Genomic DNA, 16134 nt, shown 5'->3' with positions numbered 1-16134 from the left:
TCTTTTACGGGTTTGAAGCAGCAACGAAATTCACATGTTCACCCACATGCAAATTCAGCCGCATCTCATCGGCAATACCGGTTGCCACTCGGGTCAATCGTTCCAGGCTCTCACCCAGCCCGGGTTCCAGACTACTGCTGACCTGGCTGAAATGCTCGATGGTGAGCCCCGCCACCGCCCTTGGGGCATTCACCATCGTCCAGTGCAAGGGACTGCTTTGCAGCGCTTCGCGGATTTCTTCCGCGGCATGCAAATGCAGGCGGTCTTCCATGTCTGGTTCGTCCAGAACGTCAAAATCACCCACGAGAAACAAGCGGTTTATGCCTGCCCCTTGCAGGCCCTCGATCAGCGCATCCACCGCCAGCACCTGTTCGACCGGGCCAGGCAAGATGGTTTTTTCCACCTGTTCGCTATTGAATGGCAGCCCTGGTGCGTCCAGTAGACAGATGACGGTCGAGCCGCCCGCCACACTTTGCTTGACTCGTTCGGCTTTAAACAGGTCGCCGCTCTTGGTGCGCAACCCCGGGCGCGGCGCGAGCGCCGTAAGGTCATCCAGTATCGCGATCACTTCATGCTGACGCCGCAGCATTTCAGCCATCAGCGCACTGCCCAGGCTACTCATGGCACCATAAAGCACCACTTTCACGACGGGGGTTTCGGCATTTTTCATGGCTGGATTCTCTGTTTTCCTGTCTATATGGCGTGTGACCCGCAGGAAACGGTGAGGGTTCGAACAGCTTTCAGAGGGATTCAAATGCAGCAGATCAAGGGTTATCACGCCCACGTCTATTTCGATGCCACAACCATCGATCAGGCGCGGGCCCTGTGTGAGCACGCAGCACAGTTATTTCCACTGAAAATGGGTCGCGTGCATGAGCGCCCGGTCGGCCCGCACCCGGACTGGAGCTGCCAGCTGGCCTTCGGACCTGAATTGATCGGCGACCTGCTGCCGTGGCTGGCGCTCAATCGCAAGGGCTTGGTGGTATTCCTGCACCCGGACACGGGCAACGATTTATTGGACCACACCGACCATGCGATCTGGATGGGCGCAATCCGTCCGCTGGATCTGTCTAATTTTTGATCAGATGCTTTCTTCGGCCTCGCCGGGCAGCTGTTCGTCCAGGTGCAACCACGGTAAACGGCTGCTGGTCCAGATGTGACGCTCGGCGGGTGCCTGTTCGGGATGATCGAGGGTGGCAGTGGTCACATCGATGGTTTGCGGGCTCAGGTGCGTCACCAGCGCCAGGTGTGCACCACAGTGGCCGCAGAAATATCGTGCGCAGGTTGATGAGGAGTCGTACCGCGCCGGCGTTCCTGCCAGCCATCGAAACGCTGACGCGGGCACGGTGATCCAGGTGGTCACAATGCCACCGCTGACCTTTCGGCAAATCGAGCAGTGGCAGTGGGCAATATCGTGAAGCGGCCCGCTGAATTGGTAACGCAATTGCCCGCAGTGGCAGCCGCCGTTGTGAAATTCACTCATGACATTTCCTCTGTGTCCCGTCCGACGACCGGTTGCACAACCGCTCAATGCTTTCATTCTCGAAAGCTGGCTGAAAGCTTCCCCGATTAGGATCGCCGTCACTACCGGCAAAAGACCGGTTGGCCAATGCGAGTGTTCAAGTGCTCGCCAGGTCCATTTAACAACAACAATGGTGATTCTGATGCCCTCTCCTACCCGCCGCTTCGCTGTCACTCCGCCCATACGCTTCGTGCTTCCCGTTCTGCGCTGATCCCGCCCGATCCGCCCATTCACTAGCCGCGCTATGCCTGGAGTATTCCCATGCTGACTTTCCTTGGCTTCGCCATGGTCATCACGTTCATGTTCCTGATCATGACCAAGCGCCTGTCCGCGCTGATCGCCCTGATCATCATTCCGATCGTCTTCGCCCTGTTCGGCGGTTTTGCGCCGAAGATCGGCCCGATGATGCTCGAAGGCATCACCAAGCTTGCGCCGACCGGCGTGATGCTGATGTTTGCCATTTTGTACTTCGCCCTGATGATCGACTCCGGCCTGTTCGACCCGGCCGTGCGCAAGATCCTCAAACTGGTCAAGGGCGACCCGTTGAAGGTTTCAGTCGGCACCGCCGTCCTGGCGCTGGTCGTTTCCCTCGATGGTGACGGCGCGACCACCTACATGATCTGCGTGGCCGCCATGCTGCCGCTATACAGCCGTATCGGCATGAGCCCGCGGATCATGGCCGGCTTGATCATCCTTGCCGGTGGCGTGATGAACATGACCCCATGGGGTGGCCCGACCGCCCGTGCCGCCAGTGCGCTTCACGTCGACCCGTCCGACATCTTTGTGCCGATGATCCCGGCGATGGCGGCCGGTGTGGTGGCGATCCTGTTGATTGCCTACTTCTACGGCAAGCGTGAGCGTGCGCGTCTGGGTGAGTTGCACCTGGTGGGCGATGAAATCGACCACAGTGAAATCAGCGTTTCGCAGTTCCCGGATGCCCGTCGTCCCAAGCTGATCTGGTTCAACGGTGCCCTGACCCTGGGCCTGATGTGCACCCTGATTGCCGGTCTGCTGCCGTTGCCTGTGCTGTTCATGGTGGCGTTCAGTATTGCGATGATCGTCAACTACCCTTGTCTGCAAATGCAGAAGGATCGCGTCGCGGCCCACGCCGGCAGCGTGCTGGCGGTGGTCGGTTTGATCTTCGCGGCAGGTATTTTCACCGGTATCCTGTCGGGCACCGGTATGGTCGATGCCATGTCAAAAAGCCTGCTGGCGGTGATTCCGGACTTCCTCGGCCCGTATCTGGCGGTGATTACTGCGCTGGTGAGCATGCCGTTCACGTTTTTCATGTCGAACGATGCATTTTATTACGGCGTGTTACCGGTACTTGCCGAAGCCGCTAGTCATTACGGTATAACCGCGGTGGAAATGGCACGTGCCTCGATCGTAGGTCAGCCCGTCCACTTGTTGAGCCCGCTGGTGCCATCGACTTACTTGTTGGTAGCTCTGGCCGGTATCGACTTCGGTGATCATCAGCGTTTCACGCTGAAGTGGGCTGTATTGGTTTGTATCTGCATACTGGTTGCTGCACTGGTGCTGGGGACTTTTCCGATGTTCAGCACTCTATAAGCCCAAGACTCACCACTTCGGGTCCAGGGCTTCGTTGTTTGAAGCCCGGGCCCTTCGTGGTTTAACGCATCCTCAAAGGAATACACATGGAATGGCTGACCAACCCTGAAATCTGGGTTGCCTTCTTTACCCTGACCGCTCTGGAAATCGTCCTGGGCATCGATAACATCATCATGATCTCGATCCTGGTCAGCCGCATGCCCAAGCACTTGCAGGCGCGCACCCGGATTTTCGGTCTGGCACTGGCCATGATCACGCGAATCCTGTTGCTGCTGTCGATCACCTGGGTCATGCGTCTCACCACCGATCTGTTCGAAGTGTTTGGCCAAGGCATTTCCGGGCGCGATCTGATCCTGTTCTTCGGTGGTCTGTTCCTGCTGTGGAAGAGCTCGCAAGAGATGTACCACGCGCTGGAAGGCGAAGACGAAACCAACGAGGAACCCAAGGGCGCTGGCGGCAGTTTCATCTACACCATCATCCAGATCGCGATCATCGACATTGTGTTCTCGCTGGACTCGGTAATTACCGCTGTCGGCATGGTCTCCCACGTACCGGTCATGGTTGCGGCGATCATCGTTGCAGTGCTGGTGATGATGCTGGCCTCGGGCAAAATCAGCGAATTCATCGACAAGCACCCGTCGCTGAAGATGCTGGCGCTGTCGTTCCTGTTGATCGTCGGTACCGTGCTGATTGCCGAATCCCTGGACGTGCACGTACCAAAAGGCTACGTCTACTTCGCCATGGCCTTCTCGCTGGCGGTGGAAGCGATCAATATCAAGATGCGCACTGCTATTGCGAAGAAGCGCAAGCAGCAGGATCCGGTGAAGCTGCGCAAGGACATTCCGGGCCAGTAACCCGGATGTAGTGACAACGCAAAAACCTGTGGGAGCAAGCCTTTGTGGTGAGGGGGCTTGCCCCCGTTGGGTCGCGCAGCGGCCCCAAAACCCATTATCGCGCAGTACCAAGTACTTCCCAGTGCAATGGTTTTGCGACTGCTTCGCAGCCGAACGGGGGCAAGCCCCCTCGCCACAAAAGCCCGCTCCCACATTGTTTTTGTGGGATTGTCTGAATTTGTGTTCATGACAGTTTTGTTTCAATCACTTCTTTAGCTATGCGATGCTGGCGCTCAGACCGTTAGCCAACTACAGCTTAAGTATCAGAACGTAGAACGTCGCGCGGCACCGTCAACTTGCTCCTTTGGAGCGCTGCACCACAGGGGGTCTGTATGCTCACCCTGCTCAATTTGCTCTCCGCCGTGGCCCTGCTGATCTGGGGCACGCACATCGTCCGTACCGGCATCCTGCGGGTCTACGGCTCCAATCTGCGCCATGTCATCGGCCGGAACATGTCTAAGCGCGGGCTGGCTTTCGTCGCCGGGATCGTCGTGACGGCCATGGTCCAGAGCAGCAACGCCACCGCCATGCTCGTCACTTCCTTTGTCGGCCAGGGCCTGATGGCGCTGACCCCGGCGCTGTCGACCATGCTCGGTGCCGATGTCGGTACGGCGCTGATGGCGCGAGTGCTGACCCTCGATTTGTCGTGGTTGTCGCCGCTGCTGATCTTTATCGGGGTGATCTTCTTCCTGTCGCGCAAGCAGACAAGGGTGGGGCAGATGGGCCGCGTCGCTATCGGACTGGGGCTGATCATTCTGGCGTTGCAACTGATTGTCGAGGCGGCGGCGCCGATCACCCACGCCCAAGGGGTCAAGGTGATATTCGCCTCGCTGACCGGCGACATTCTCCTGGACGCCTTGATTGGCGCGCTGTTCGCGATGATTTCCTACTCCAGCCTGGCGGCTGTGCTGCTCACGGCAACCCTGGCCGGCGCCAATGTGATCAGCCTGCCGGTGGCCATCGGCCTGGTCATCGGCGCCAATATCGGCAGCGGCATTCTTGCGTTCCTCAGCACCAGTATGCAGAACGCCGCCGGACGGCAGGTGGCGTTGGGCAGCCTGTTGTACAAACTGATCGGCCTGATGCTGATGATTCCGGTGCTCGACCCGTTGGTGCACTGGCTAGACAGCCTGGATTTCAGCCCGCAGGAGATGGTCATCAGCTTCCACCTGCTCTACAACACCACGCGCTGCCTGATATTGCTGCCGAGCGTCGGGCCGATGGCGCGTTTTTGTGCCTGGGTACTGCCCGAACGCCTGCAAGCCAACGGTACAGCCAAACCCCGGCATCTGGACCTCACAGCATTGGCCACCCCCGGCCTGGCGCTGGCCAACGCAGCCCGGGAAACCCTGCGCATAGGCGATCTGATCGACAGCATGCTTGAAGCCATGCTCGACGTATTACGCGGCCAACATACCGCGGTGACTCAGGAAATGCGCCGCCTGACCGATGATGTGGAAGCCCTGTACAGCGCGATCAAGCTGTATCTGGCGCAGATGCCCCGCGAGGATCTCAGCGATCAGGACAGCCGGCGATGGGCGGAAATCATCGAGTTGGCGATCAACCTGAAACTTGCCAGCGACCTCATCGAACGCATGCTGCGCAAAGTGCAGCAGCAGAAAACCTCACAGCGTCGGTCATTTTCCGACGTGGGGCTGGATGAACTGGCCGGGCTTCACAGTCAGTTGATTTCCAACCTGCGCCTGGGGATGTCGGTGTTTCTCAGTGCCGACCCGGAAAGCGCCCGGCAACTGGTGCGTGAGAAACGTCGTTTTCGTGCACAGGAACGCCGCCTGGCCCATGCACATGTCAGCCGGCTACAACGTAAGATCGTGCAGAGTATCGAAACCAGTTCGTTGCACCTGGAGCTGATCGCCGACATGAAACGTTTGAACTCGCTGTTTTGCAGCAGTGCCTATGTGGTGCTGGAAACTTCCGACACAGGTGCTCTGGTGGTCGACGATTTGGCTGACACCACACATTCACCTTGAACGTATGGCATGGTGATCAGTCAGTAGTATTGATTCAGTCTTGAGGCCGCTTTCGCGGGCAAGTCGGCATGACTGACGACACGGATCTCCAATCAGCCGCCTGGAAGCTTTTTATGCGTTGTCTGCTACTCGCCTGCCTGTTGCTTGGCTCATTCCCCACGCTTGCCCTGGATCGTTTCCAGGTCGAGGGTTATACGCTGCGCAACGGTTTGCAGTTGCTGCTCAAGCCCGGCACCGAGCGCGGGCATGTGGCGATTCGCCTGGTGATCGGGGTTGGCCTGGATGATTTCAGCTGCGAAGAAAAAGAACTGCCGCATCTGCTCGAACACTTGCTGTTCAGCGGTATCGACGCCAGTGGCGAAGGCGGCCTGGAGGAGCGCATGCAGGCCTTGGGGGGTGAGTGGAATGCGTTCACCAGCAACGCCGATACCACGTTCGTCATCGAGGCCCCGGCGAAAAACCAGCGCAAGGTGCTCGACCTGCTGCTGGCGCTGCTGACCCAGACCCGGTTCGACGACAATGCCATCAACGCTGCCAAGCAAGTGGTCGAGCGCGAAGATGGCGGGCATTACTCACATCTGCAACGCTGGCTGGATCGCCAGGACCTGGGCCACACCGCCAGCAGTCAACTGGCGGTGGAATTAGGCCTCAAATGCCCCGAGCGGGCGCAAGTCGACAGTCTGACCCGCGAACAACTGGAGCGCGTGCGCAACGGCTGGTATGCGCCGAACAACATGACCCTGATCGTGGTCGGTGACCTGGACAAGTTGCTGCCGGCCTATCTGGAGCGGGCGTATGGCGCGCTTGAAGCGATCAACCCCAGCGAACATCCACCGCTGCCGCAAATTCAGGCCAGTGCCGCCCATGAGCGCAGCCTGATCCGCGGTTTTGTCGGCGACGGGGCCAAGCTGCACTGGCTGGTGCCAGAGCCGGTGCTGGAGGACCAGCACGACCAAACCTTCGACCTGCTCAAGGACTATCTGGACTGGGCGTTGTATCGCCAGCTGCGACTGGCCCACAGTTTGTCCTATGGCCCGTGGGCGGAGCGCGAGGTGTTCGGCGGTGTAGGTTTCATGAGCCTCAATGCCGACCTCGAGCGCGGCGATGTTGCCGAAGCTGAGCAGGTGCTGGAAGAGTTGAAGGCCGGGTTGCTCAAGGACGGCCTCAATGCCGACACCTTCAACCGCCTCAAACAGGCTGCCATCGCCCGCCAGGCCTGGGCCGTGCAAGGTAACAGTGCACTGGCCGATTACTACTGGAGCGCCATTGGCGATTACGAGGATGGCCGCTTCGTCAATCCGGCCCGGGAGCTGCAAGCGGTGTCTCTGGAAGAGGCGAACAAGGCCATGCGCGAGTTGCTTCTGCAGCCTGGTTATCTGCGGATCGAAAAGCCATTGGTGAGTGACGACCAATTGGTGTGGGGGATTGCCGGGATCATGGGGTTGATCGTGCTTGGGTTGTTGGGGTGGCGCATCAGCCGCAGAAATTAACCACGCGCTGTGGCACAGGCTTTTGTGGCGAGGGGGCTTGGCGGACCGCGGCACCGCCCCGTTGGGTCGCGAAGCGGCCCCAAATTAACGATCACGGTCAATTCAGATAATCGCTCTACGACTGCTTGGCAGCCGAACGGCGGTGCGGCGTTCCGACGAGCCCCCTCGCCACACCGCCGTCCCAGCGGTACCCTGTCGAGGATTTTTCCTACTACTACTGTGAAAAGCCCGAATGCCGAACCTGACCCTTTTCGTTCAGCGCATCCTTGAATTGATCAAGCGCTATCCCGGGGTCATCGCGGCTGGTGGTTTTATCTCCGGGGTGGGCAGTTTCATCCTGGTTGATCGTCAGCAAGGCCTGGCGAGCTGGATCACCACCATCATGCTGATCAGCTGGATCTGGCTGATGCTGGAAAACAGTCTGACCAAGCTGTTCGCGCGCATTTTCAAGCGCGAGATTCCGCAACCTTTGTTGCGTTACGCGACGCAGATGATTCACCAGGAAAGCCTTTTCTTCGTCCTGCCGTTCTTTTTCATCACCACGACCTGGAACAGCGGCCAGTTGTTTTTCACCGGGCTACTGAGCATCGCGGCGCTGATATCCATCGTCGATCCGCTCTACTACAAATGGCTGGCGCCACGGCGCTGGGCGTTTCTGGCGTTGCATACCCTGACGCTGTTCGCGGCCCTGCTCACGGCACTGCCGGTGATCATGCACCTCACCACTTCGCAGAGCTTCAAGTGGGCGCTGGGCATTGCGGTGCTGCTGTCGTTCCCGAGCCTGGCATCGATCTTCCCGATCCGCACCCTGCGCAACGCGCTGGCAATCCTGAGCATCACCTTGGGAATCGGCGCGGTCGGCTGGGAACTGCGCTCATGGGTACCGCCCGCGACACTGTGGATGACCGATGTGGCCATCAGCACGCAAATGCAGGACCGCACTCCGGGTGCCAGCCTCGACGAGGTCAGCACCGAGCAGATTCGCGGTGGCGGCCTCTATGCCTATACGGCGATCAACGCCCCGCGGGGTCTGGACGAGCGGATTTATCACGTCTGGCAGTTCAACGGCAAAGAGGTCGACCGCATCCCGCTGGATATTCACGGCGGCCGCAAGGAAGGCTATCGCGCCTGGACCCATAAACAGAATTTCCCCGGCAATCCGGCTGGCAAGTGGCAAGTCCGGGTGCTGACCGAAGACGGACAGCTCATCGGGGTGCTGCGCTTCGTCGTCAGGGACAGCACAGCGGTTCAAGAAAAGTAATCCGGTTCGTGCTATTACGAAGGATTGCGTAACCAGCAGACAAGCACGGAGCTTATGATCAGCAGCGCGATGGCCGGCAATGCCCAATTAGATACTTCGCTGACCCCCGCGCAGTTGCGGGTGACGGGCGACTGGACGCTTGCCCACTACGCCGACCTCAAGCTACTGAGTGAAACGCTCCTCGGTCAGTACGACGCTGATACCGCCATCGACCTCAATGGCCTCGGCGCACTCGACACCGCCGGTGCGTCGTTATTGGTCGAGCTGCTGGGCTCTGAACGTCTCGGCCAGTCCGCCGAGCACCCCGACTGCACCATCAGCGCCGCCGATCGCGCCTTGCTGCAAACGGTCTACCGCTCTTTGACCGATTTCTGTGTGCCGATCAAAGAGCCGGAGGTCAGCGTCAGCATTCAACTGCTGACCCGTATTGGCCGGGCGGTGGACACCGTCTGGCAGGATACCCTGCAATTGCTGGGCTTTGTCGGGCTGATCCTGGAAACCATCGCCCGTGGCATTTTCCGCCCAAAGCGCTGGCGCATCACGCCAATGGTGGCGCACATCGAACAGACTGGCCTTGATGCCGCCCCCATCGTCGCTCTGCTGACCTTTCTGGTGGGCGCGGTGGTGGCGTTTCTCGGGGCGACGGTGCTGGCCACTTTCGGCGCCAGTGTCTTCACTGTGGATCTGGTCGGGTTTGCCTTCCTGCGTGAGTTCGGTGTGTTGCTGACCGCGATCCTGATGGCCGGGCGCACGGCCAGCGCGTTCACCGCGCAGATCGGCTCGATGAAGGCCAATGAAGAAATCGATGCCATTCGCACCCTGGGCCTCGACCCCATGGAGCTGTTGGTAGTGCCACGGGTCCTTGCCCTGTTGATCGCATTGCCGATGCTGACCTTCCTGGCGATGCTGTCGGGGATTATCGGCGGTGCCGTGGTCTGTGCGGTGTCGCTGGATATCTCGCCGGCGATGTTCCTGTCGCTGCTGCAATCGGACATCGGCGTTCAGCATTTTCTGGTGGGCATCGTCAAAGCACCGATTTTCGCTTTCCTGATCGCCGCGATCGGTTGCCTCGAAGGCTTCAAGGTCAGCGGCAGTGCCGAGTCTGTCGGCGCTCATACTACGTCCAGTGTGGTGCAGTCGATTTTTGTAGTGATCGTGCTCGACGCGGTGGCCGCGCTGTTTTTCATGGAGATGGGCTGGTGAGTCGTTTACCCAGGGCGCCCGCCGAGGCGGTGATAGAGGTGCGTGGCCTGTGCAATCGCTTCGGTCGCCAGAGCGTGCACGAGAACCTTGACCTGGATTTGTATAAAGGCGAAATCCTTGCCGTGGTCGGTGGTTCTGGCAGTGGCAAGTCGGTATTGCTGCGCAGCATTATCGGGCTGCGCCAACCGAGCGAAGGCGTGGTGAAGGTTTTCGGCCAAAACCTGCCGACCCTGGCCGAGCACGAGCGCTCACTGATTGAACGGCGCTTTGGCGTGCTGTTCCAGAAAGGTGCGCTGTTCTCGTCGCTGACGGTGACCGAGAATGTCGCCCTACCGCTGATCGAGCACGCCGGCCTGAGCCGCAACGACGCCGAACACCTGGCGGCGGTGAAAATGGCCTTGGCCGGGTTGCCGTTGTCGGCGGCAGACAAATACCCAGCGTCACTGTCCGGTGGCATGATCAAGCGCGCCGCGCTGGCCCGGGCGCTGTCCCTGGACCCGGACATACTGTTTCTCGACGAGCCCACCGCCGGTCTCGATCCGATTGGCGCTGCCGCGTTTGATCAATTGATTCTGACCCTGCGTGACGCCTTGGGCCTGAGTGTTTTTCTGGTGACCCACGACCTCGACACGCTCTACACCATCACCGACCGGGTTGCGGTTCTGGCGCAGAAAAAAGTGCTGGTGGCGGACGCGATCGACAAGGTTTCGGAAACCGACGACCCATGGATTCACGAATACTTCCACGGCCCCCGCGGCCGCGCGGCGCTGACAGCCGCCCAACAGCTCAACGAGGTCTGACATGGAAACCCGAGCCCATCATGTGTTGATCGGCCTGTTCACCGTCATTGTGGTGACGGCCGCGCTGTTGTTCGGTCTCTGGCTGGCCAAGTCCAGCGTCGACACCGAGTTCAAGGATTACGAGGTGGTGTTCAACGAGGCGGTCAGTGGTTTGTCCAAGGGCAGTTCCGTGCAGTACAGCGGGATCAAGGTCGGCGATGTGGTGTCGCTACGCCTCGATCCGAAAGACCCGCGCCGGGTGCTGGCGCGGATTCGCCTGGGCGGTGAAACCCCGGTCAAGGAAGACACCGAGGCCAAACTGGCGCTGACCGGTGTCACCGGCACCTCGATCATCCAGCTCAGCGGCGGTACACCCCAGAGCCCGACGCTCAAGGGCAAGGATGGCAATCTACCGACCATCATTGCTGCGCCCTCGCCCATCGCCCGACTGCTCAATGACAGCAACGACCTGATGGCCGGGGTGAACGCGCTGATGCAAAACGCGAACTCGATGTTTTCAACGGCAAACATCGAGCGCATCAGCAAGATCCTGGAGCATCTGGAACAGACCACCGGGACCATTGCCGAGCAGCGTGACGATATCCGTCAGGCCATGCAGCAGTTGGCCTCGGTCGGCAAGCAGGCCAATAACATGCTGGAGCAGACCACGGCGTTGATGCGCAATGCCAACGGCCTGCTCAACGATCATGGCAAGCAGGCACTGGGCAGTGCCGAGCAGGCGATGAAATCCCTGGAACAGAGCACTGCCACCATCAACACGTTGCTGGTGAGCAATCAGGATTCGCTGAACAACGGTATGCAAGGCCTCAATGGCCTGGCCCCGGCGGTGCGGGAGCTGCGCGAAACCCTGACTTCGTTGCGGGCCATTTCTCAACGCCTGGAGGCCAACCCCAGCGGTTACCTGCTGGGCAGCGACAAGAACAAGGAGTTCACCCCATGAAGCTGATTCGTACTGCCCTGCTCGCCGGCTTCACGCTGATCAGTGCGTGCTCGATCTTGCCCAAGCCGGAACCTTTCGATGTCTATCGCCTGCCTTCGGCCCAAAGCGCTGGGCCTGCCAGCCGTGGCACAGCGCAGCACTGGTCGTTGCGCCTGACCAAACTGCAAACCAGCGAGGCGTTGAACAGCCCGAACATTGCGGTGGTTCCCCTGGGCGATGTGATCAGCAGCTACAAAGGTGCGCGCTGGAGCGACCCGGCACCGGTGTTGCTGCGCAATCGACTGCTGGACGGCTTTCAGCGTGACGGTCGGGTGTCGCTGTTGAGTACCGATGACAGTCTTTTCCAGACCGACCTGGAGCTGGGCGGCACGCTGCAGGCGTTCCAGACTGAATACCAAGGCGCCAGTGCGAGCGTTGTCGTGCGCCTGGATGCGTTGTTGGTGCGCAGTTATGACCAGCGCATCCTCGCGAGCCGGCGCTTTGAAGTGCGCCAGCCGTTGAGCGATGTGCAGGTGCCGGCGGTGGTCGCCGGGTTTGGCCGGGCGAATGACCAGTTGACGGTGCAGGTGGTGAATTGGGCGGTTGAGCAGGGGCAGAGGCTAGCGCCGTCGCCACGGCCTTGAGTCCGATCAGATTCCTTGCAGCCAACCGGGGCTCAAAGTGGGAGCGGGCTTGCTCGCGAAGGCAGTGTGTCACTCGACATCAATGGTGACTGACACACCGCCTTCGCGAGCAAGCCCGCTCCCACATTTTGATCGAGTTGATTCAATTAACGCTGCAAGAACGCCTGATGCATCTGCTCCAGCGTTTCAAAGTGATACGCCGGCGCTTCGGCACTCAGCTCTTCGTAACTGCCAAACCCGTAACCCACCGCTGCCGCGTCCAGCCCATTGCTGCGTGCGCCGATCAGGTCGTGCTTGCGGTCGCCGATCATCAAGGTGGTGGCCGGGTCCAGTTTCTCTTCAGCCACCAGATGGGCGATCAACTCGACCTTGTTGGTTCGGGTACCGTCCAGTTCGCTGCCGTAAATCACCTTGAAGTGTTTGGCGAAGTCGAAGTGCCGGGCGATTTCCCGGGCGAACACCCAGGGTTTCGACGTGGCGATGTACAGCTGTCGTCCTTGTCCGCCGAGGGTTTCCAGCAGTGGCGTGACGCCGTCGAACACGCGGTTTTCGTACAGGCCGGTGATCTTGAAACGTTCGCGGTAGAAATTCACCGCCTCCCAGGCCTTGGCCTCGTCGAAGTCGTAGAACTGCATGAACGCCTGGAGCAGCGGCGGGCCGATGAAGTGCTCGAGCTTGCTCAGGTCGGGCTCATCGATGCCCAGTTTGCTCAAGGCGAACTGGATCGATCGGGTGATGCCCTCGCGCGGGTCGGTCAGGGTGCCATCAAGGTCGAACAAAACGGTCTGGTAATGCATGAAATTTCCTGGGCTATAGCATGACGGTTTACAGCTGATCGTAGCCTTCGGCCAGATGCAGGTCCTTGAGCTTCACGTAGTTCGCCGCGCTGTAGGTGAAAAAGGCACGCTCCTTGTCGGTCAGAGGGCGGATCTGCTTCACCGGACTGCCGACGTACAGGAAACCGCTTTGCAGATGCTTGCCCGGTGGCACCAGGCTGCCGGCACCAATGATCACGTCATCGTCGATCACGGCACCGTCCATGACGATGCTGCCCATGCCGATCAGCACCCGGCTGCCTACCGAGCAGCCATGCAGCATGACTTTGTGGGCGATGGTCACGTCATCGCCGATCAGCAGCGCAAAACCATCGGGGTTGAACGGGCCGGCGTGGGTGATGTGCAGCACGCAGCCGTCTTGCACGCTGGTGCGCGCACCGATACGGATGCGGTGCATGTCGCCACGGATCACCGTCAACGGCCAGACGGAACTGTCCGGGCCGATTTCAACGTCGCCGATCACTACCGCCGAGCCGTCGACAAAAGCGCCTTTGTCGAGCAGCGGCGTATGGTTCTGATACTTGCGAAGGGACACGATAGGTTCTCTCTCTGTCGCTGATAGCTGCGGTGAGTGTCGATTGTAATTAAGATGGCTGCATGTTTCTTCCAGCCAAGGTGTCAAACCGTGAGCGTGAACCCTCTTTTACAGCCGTACGACCTGCCGCCGTTCTCCACAATCCGTGCCGAACACGTACAACCGGCCATTGAACAGATACTGGCTGACAACCGTGCCGCCATCGTCGAGATCCTCAAGACCCAGGGCACACAACCGACCTGGGCCGGTCTGGTGCTGGCGATGGACGAACTCAATGATCGTCTCGGCGCAGCCTGGAGCCCGGTCAGCCACCTGAATGCCGTGTGCAACAGCGCCGAACTGCGCGAAGCCTACGAGGCTTGTCTGCCTGCCCTGAGCGCCTATTCCACTGAATTGGGCCAGAACCGCGAACTGTTCCAGGCCTTCGAGGCCTTGGCCAACAGCCCGGAAGCGGCCGGCTTTGACGTGGCGCAGAAAACTATTCTGGAACACTCCCTGCGTGACTTCCGTCTGTCGGGTATCGACCTGCCGGAAGCCGAGCAGAAACGCTATGCCGAAGTGCAGAGCAAACTGTCCGAGCTGGGCAGTCGCTTTTCCAACCAGCTGCTCGACGCCACCCAGGCCTGGACCAAGCACATCACCGACGAGTCGGCGCTGGCCGGCCTGACCGATTCGGCCAAGGCACAAATGGCCGCCGCCGCTCAGGCTAAAGGCCTTGATGGCTGGCTGATTACTCTGGAATTCCCGAGCTACTACGCGGTGATGACCTACGCCCAGGACCGCGCCCTGCGCGAAGAAGTCTATGCGGCCTACTGCACCCGCGCGTCGGATCAGGGCCCGAACGCCGGTCAGAACGATAACGGACCGGTCATGGAAGAGATCCTCGACCTGCGCCAGGAGCTGGCCAGACTGTTGGGCTTCGCCAGTTTCTCCGAGCTGAGCCTGGCCACCAAGATGGCCGAGTCCAGCGATCAGGTGCTGGGTTTCCTGCGTGACCTGGCCAAGCGCAGCAAGCCATTCGCTGCCCAGGACCTTGAGCAGCTCAAGGCCTACGCCGCTGAACAAGGCTGCGCCGACCTGCAGAGCTGGGACAGTGGTTTCTACGGCGAAAAACTCCGTGAACAACGCTACAGCGTGGCCCAGGAAACCCTGCGCGCCTACTTCCCGATCGACAAGGTGCTGGGCGGCCTGTTCGCCATCGTCCAGCGCCTGTACGGCATCGAGATCGCCGAACTCAAAGGTTTCGATACCTGGCACCCGGACGTGCGCCTGTTTGAAATCAAGGAAAACGGCCAGCACGTCGGTCGCTTCTTCTTCGACCTGTATGCCCGCGCCAACAAGCGCGGCGGTGCCTGGATGGACGGTGCCCGTGACCGTCGACGTACTGCTGGCGACGTGTTGCAAAGCCCGGTGGCCAACCTGGTGTGCAACTTTACTCCGGCTGACAGCGGCAAGCCTGCGCTGTTGACCCATGATGAAGTCACCACCCTGTTCCACGAATTCGGTCACGGTTTGCATCACTTGCTGACCCGCGTGGAGCACGCTGGCGTATCCGGTATCAACGGCGTGGCTTGGGATGCGGTCGAACTGCCGAGTCAGTTCATGGAAAACTGGTGCTGGGAGCCGGAAGGCCTGGCATTGATCTCCGGTCACTATGAAACCGGCGAACCGCTGCCGCAGGACCTGCTCGAAAAAATGCTCGCGGCGAAGAACTTCCAGTCCGGCCTGATGATGGTCCGCCAACTGGAGTTCTCGCTGTTCGACTTCGAACTGCATGCCACCCATGGTGACGGTCGCAGCGTGGCGCAAGTGCTCGAAGGCGTGCGCGACGAGGTTTCGGTCATGCGTCCGCCAGCCTATAACCGTTTCCCCAACAGTTTTGCGCACATTTTTGCCGGCGGTTATGCGGCTGGTTACTACAGCTACAAATGGGCTGAAGTTCTCTCGGCCGATGCCTTCTCGAAATTCGAGGAAGAAGGCGTGCTGAATGCCGAAACCGGTCGCGCGTTCCGGGAAGCGATCCTGGCGCGCGGCGGATCCCAGGAGCCAATGGTGCTGTTCGTCGACTTCCGTGGTCGTGAGCCGTCGATTGACGCACTCTTGCGCCATAGCGGCCTGAGTGAGGGCGCGGCAGCATGAGTGAGGGACCTGTGATTACTAAAAAACGCTTTATCGCCGGGGCGGTCTGCCCGGCATGCAGCGAGCCGGACAAGTTGATGATGTGGAACGAGGACCAGGTCCCGCACCGTGAGTGCGTGGCCTGCGGTTACTCCGACACACTCAACGAACAAGGGCTGTCGGTGCCCAAGGAGTTGGGTACACGGGTCAACACCAGCGCACTCAAGCCTGCGCCGGACAAGACCGTGCAGGCGGTACAGTTTTTTCCGAATCCGAAACTGCAGAAAAAGCCTGACGAGCAACACTGATTCGGTGCCGATCTCTTTGTTGTAGCTCCAGTGACTGCCGTGGAT

16 protein-coding genes are annotated in these 16134 nt (G+C 60.0%); 12 read left to right on the top strand and 4 right to left on the bottom strand.

Annotated elements, in window-relative coordinates; translation table 11 throughout:
- Positions 1 to 4 precede the first annotated feature (4 nt).
- Entirely contained in the window at positions 5 to 670 is a 666-nt protein-coding gene (locus tag KW839_RS03645) for an NAD(P)H-binding protein (protein ID WP_218423449.1), read from the bottom strand.
- 84 nt (positions 671 to 754) lie between these two features.
- On the opposite strand from KW839_RS03645, the gene KW839_RS03640 reads away from it, so the two are divergent.
- Positions 755 to 1081, top strand: a complete 327-nt coding sequence (locus KW839_RS03640) for a DOPA 4,5-dioxygenase family protein (protein ID WP_060540311.1) — start codon at positions 755 to 757, stop codon at positions 1079 to 1081.
- Here KW839_RS03640 and KW839_RS03635 read toward each other — a convergent pair whose 3' ends face one another.
- Positions 1082 to 1483: a GFA family protein gene (locus KW839_RS03635; protein ID WP_060540313.1), complete on the bottom strand. Its 402-nt coding sequence runs from the start codon at positions 1481 to 1483 to the stop codon at positions 1082 to 1084.
- 300 nt (positions 1484 to 1783) lie between these two features.
- Here KW839_RS03635 and KW839_RS03630 point away from each other — a divergent pair, with 300 nt between their 5' ends.
- From KW839_RS03630 to KW839_RS03590, 9 genes are all read left to right on the top strand, one after another.
- Entirely contained in the window at positions 1784 to 3091 is a 1308-nt protein-coding gene (locus tag KW839_RS03630) for a CitMHS family transporter (protein WP_060540315.1), read from the top strand.
- An 86-nt stretch (positions 3092 to 3177) separates the two neighbouring features.
- Positions 3178 to 3945 (top strand): TerC family protein, encoded by a 768-nt coding sequence (locus KW839_RS03625; RefSeq protein WP_060540317.1) that lies wholly within the window; start codon positions 3178 to 3180, stop codon positions 3943 to 3945.
- Between the two features lie 371 nt (positions 3946 to 4316).
- Complete coding sequence (locus KW839_RS03620) at positions 4317 to 5975, top strand: Na/Pi cotransporter family protein (protein WP_060540319.1); 1659 nt, start codon at positions 4317 to 4319, stop codon at positions 5973 to 5975.
- 113 nt (positions 5976 to 6088) lie between these two features.
- The gene (locus KW839_RS03615) at positions 6089 to 7465 is read left to right on the top strand and encodes a pitrilysin family protein (protein ID WP_218423448.1); all 1377 of its coding nucleotides are present in this window, start codon (positions 6089 to 6091) and stop codon (positions 7463 to 7465) included.
- Positions 7466 to 7697: 232 nt separating this feature from the next.
- Positions 7698 to 8726 (top strand): DUF5924 family protein, encoded by a 1029-nt coding sequence (locus KW839_RS03610; protein WP_060540323.1) that lies wholly within the window; start codon positions 7698 to 7700, stop codon positions 8724 to 8726.
- 54 nt (positions 8727 to 8780) lie between these two features.
- The gene (locus tag KW839_RS03605; protein WP_060540325.1) at positions 8781 to 9929 is read left to right on the top strand and encodes an ABC transporter permease; all 1149 of its coding nucleotides are present in this window, start codon (positions 8781 to 8783) and stop codon (positions 9927 to 9929) included.
- Positions 9926 to 10729, top strand: coding sequence for an ABC transporter ATP-binding protein (locus KW839_RS03600; RefSeq protein WP_218423447.1), 804 nt, complete (start codon positions 9926 to 9928; stop codon positions 10727 to 10729). The genes KW839_RS03605 and KW839_RS03600 overlap by 4 nt, the downstream gene beginning before the upstream one ends.
- Position 10730: 1 nt before the next feature.
- Positions 10731 to 11669: an MlaD family protein gene (locus tag KW839_RS03595; protein ID WP_218423446.1), complete on the top strand. Its 939-nt coding sequence runs from the start codon at positions 10731 to 10733 to the stop codon at positions 11667 to 11669.
- Positions 11666 to 12292 carry an ABC-type transport auxiliary lipoprotein family protein gene (locus tag KW839_RS03590; RefSeq protein ID WP_218423445.1) on the top strand — a complete coding sequence of 209 codons (627 nt, stop codon included), beginning with the start codon at positions 11666 to 11668 and terminating at the stop codon, positions 12290 to 12292. The genes KW839_RS03595 and KW839_RS03590 overlap by 4 nt, the downstream gene beginning before the upstream one ends.
- Before the next feature lie 146 nt (positions 12293 to 12438).
- Here the strand turns inward: KW839_RS03590 and KW839_RS03585 are convergent, their stop codons facing one another.
- The gene (locus KW839_RS03585; RefSeq protein ID WP_218423444.1) at positions 12439 to 13089 is read right to left on the bottom strand and encodes an HAD family hydrolase; all 651 of its coding nucleotides are present in this window, start codon (positions 13087 to 13089) and stop codon (positions 12439 to 12441) included.
- Between the two features lie 28 nt (positions 13090 to 13117).
- Positions 13118 to 13663: a gamma carbonic anhydrase family protein gene (locus KW839_RS03580; protein WP_218423443.1), complete on the bottom strand. Its 546-nt coding sequence runs from the start codon at positions 13661 to 13663 to the stop codon at positions 13118 to 13120.
- 90 nt (positions 13664 to 13753) lie between these two features.
- Here KW839_RS03580 and prlC point away from each other — a divergent pair, with 90 nt between their 5' ends.
- Both prlC and KW839_RS03570 read left to right on the top strand, forming a co-directional pair.
- Positions 13754 to 15802, top strand: coding sequence for an oligopeptidase A (gene prlC / locus KW839_RS03575; protein WP_162237381.1), 2049 nt, complete (start codon positions 13754 to 13756; stop codon positions 15800 to 15802).
- Positions 15799 to 16089, top strand: a complete 291-nt coding sequence (locus KW839_RS03570) for a YheV family putative zinc ribbon protein (protein WP_060540339.1) — start codon at positions 15799 to 15801, stop codon at positions 16087 to 16089. Before prlC ends, KW839_RS03570 begins: the two co-directional genes overlap by 4 nt.
- Positions 16090 to 16134: the final 45 nt, after the last annotated feature.

It is taken from the genome of Pseudomonas sp. PDM31, from assembly GCF_019218965.1.
In the GTDB taxonomy this organism is placed as follows: Bacteria; Pseudomonadota; Gammaproteobacteria; order Pseudomonadales; family Pseudomonadaceae; genus Aquipseudomonas.
This window is presented reverse-complemented; position numbering and strand designations above follow the sequence as displayed.

Coding starts and splice junctions, on each gene's coding strand:
- KW839_RS03645 (WP_218423449.1), bottom strand. CDS start 670: ATGAAAAATGCCGAAACCCCCGTCGTGAAAGTGGTGCTTTATGGTGCC.
- KW839_RS03640 (WP_060540311.1), top strand. CDS start 755: ATGCAGCAGATCAAGGGTTATCACGCCCACGTCTATTTCGATGCCACA.
- KW839_RS03635 (WP_060540313.1), bottom strand. CDS start 1,483: ATGAGTGAATTTCACAACGGCGGCTGCCACTGCGGGCAATTGCGTTAC.
- KW839_RS03630 (WP_060540315.1), top strand. CDS start 1,784: ATGCTGACTTTCCTTGGCTTCGCCATGGTCATCACGTTCATGTTCCTG.
- KW839_RS03625 (WP_060540317.1), top strand. CDS start 3,178: ATGGAATGGCTGACCAACCCTGAAATCTGGGTTGCCTTCTTTACCCTG.
- KW839_RS03620 (WP_060540319.1), top strand. CDS start 4,317: ATGCTCACCCTGCTCAATTTGCTCTCCGCCGTGGCCCTGCTGATCTGG.
- KW839_RS03615 (WP_218423448.1), top strand. CDS start 6,089: ATGCGTTGTCTGCTACTCGCCTGCCTGTTGCTTGGCTCATTCCCCACG.
- KW839_RS03610 (WP_060540323.1), top strand. CDS start 7,698: ATGCCGAACCTGACCCTTTTCGTTCAGCGCATCCTTGAATTGATCAAG.
- KW839_RS03605 (WP_060540325.1), top strand. CDS start 8,781: ATGATCAGCAGCGCGATGGCCGGCAATGCCCAATTAGATACTTCGCTG.
- KW839_RS03595 (WP_218423446.1), top strand. CDS start 10,731: ATGGAAACCCGAGCCCATCATGTGTTGATCGGCCTGTTCACCGTCATT.
- KW839_RS03590 (WP_218423445.1), top strand. CDS start 11,666: ATGAAGCTGATTCGTACTGCCCTGCTCGCCGGCTTCACGCTGATCAGT.
- KW839_RS03585 (WP_218423444.1), bottom strand. CDS start 13,089: ATGCATTACCAGACCGTTTTGTTCGACCTTGATGGCACCCTGACCGAC.
- KW839_RS03570 (WP_060540339.1), top strand. CDS start 15,799: ATGAGTGAGGGACCTGTGATTACTAAAAAACGCTTTATCGCCGGGGCG.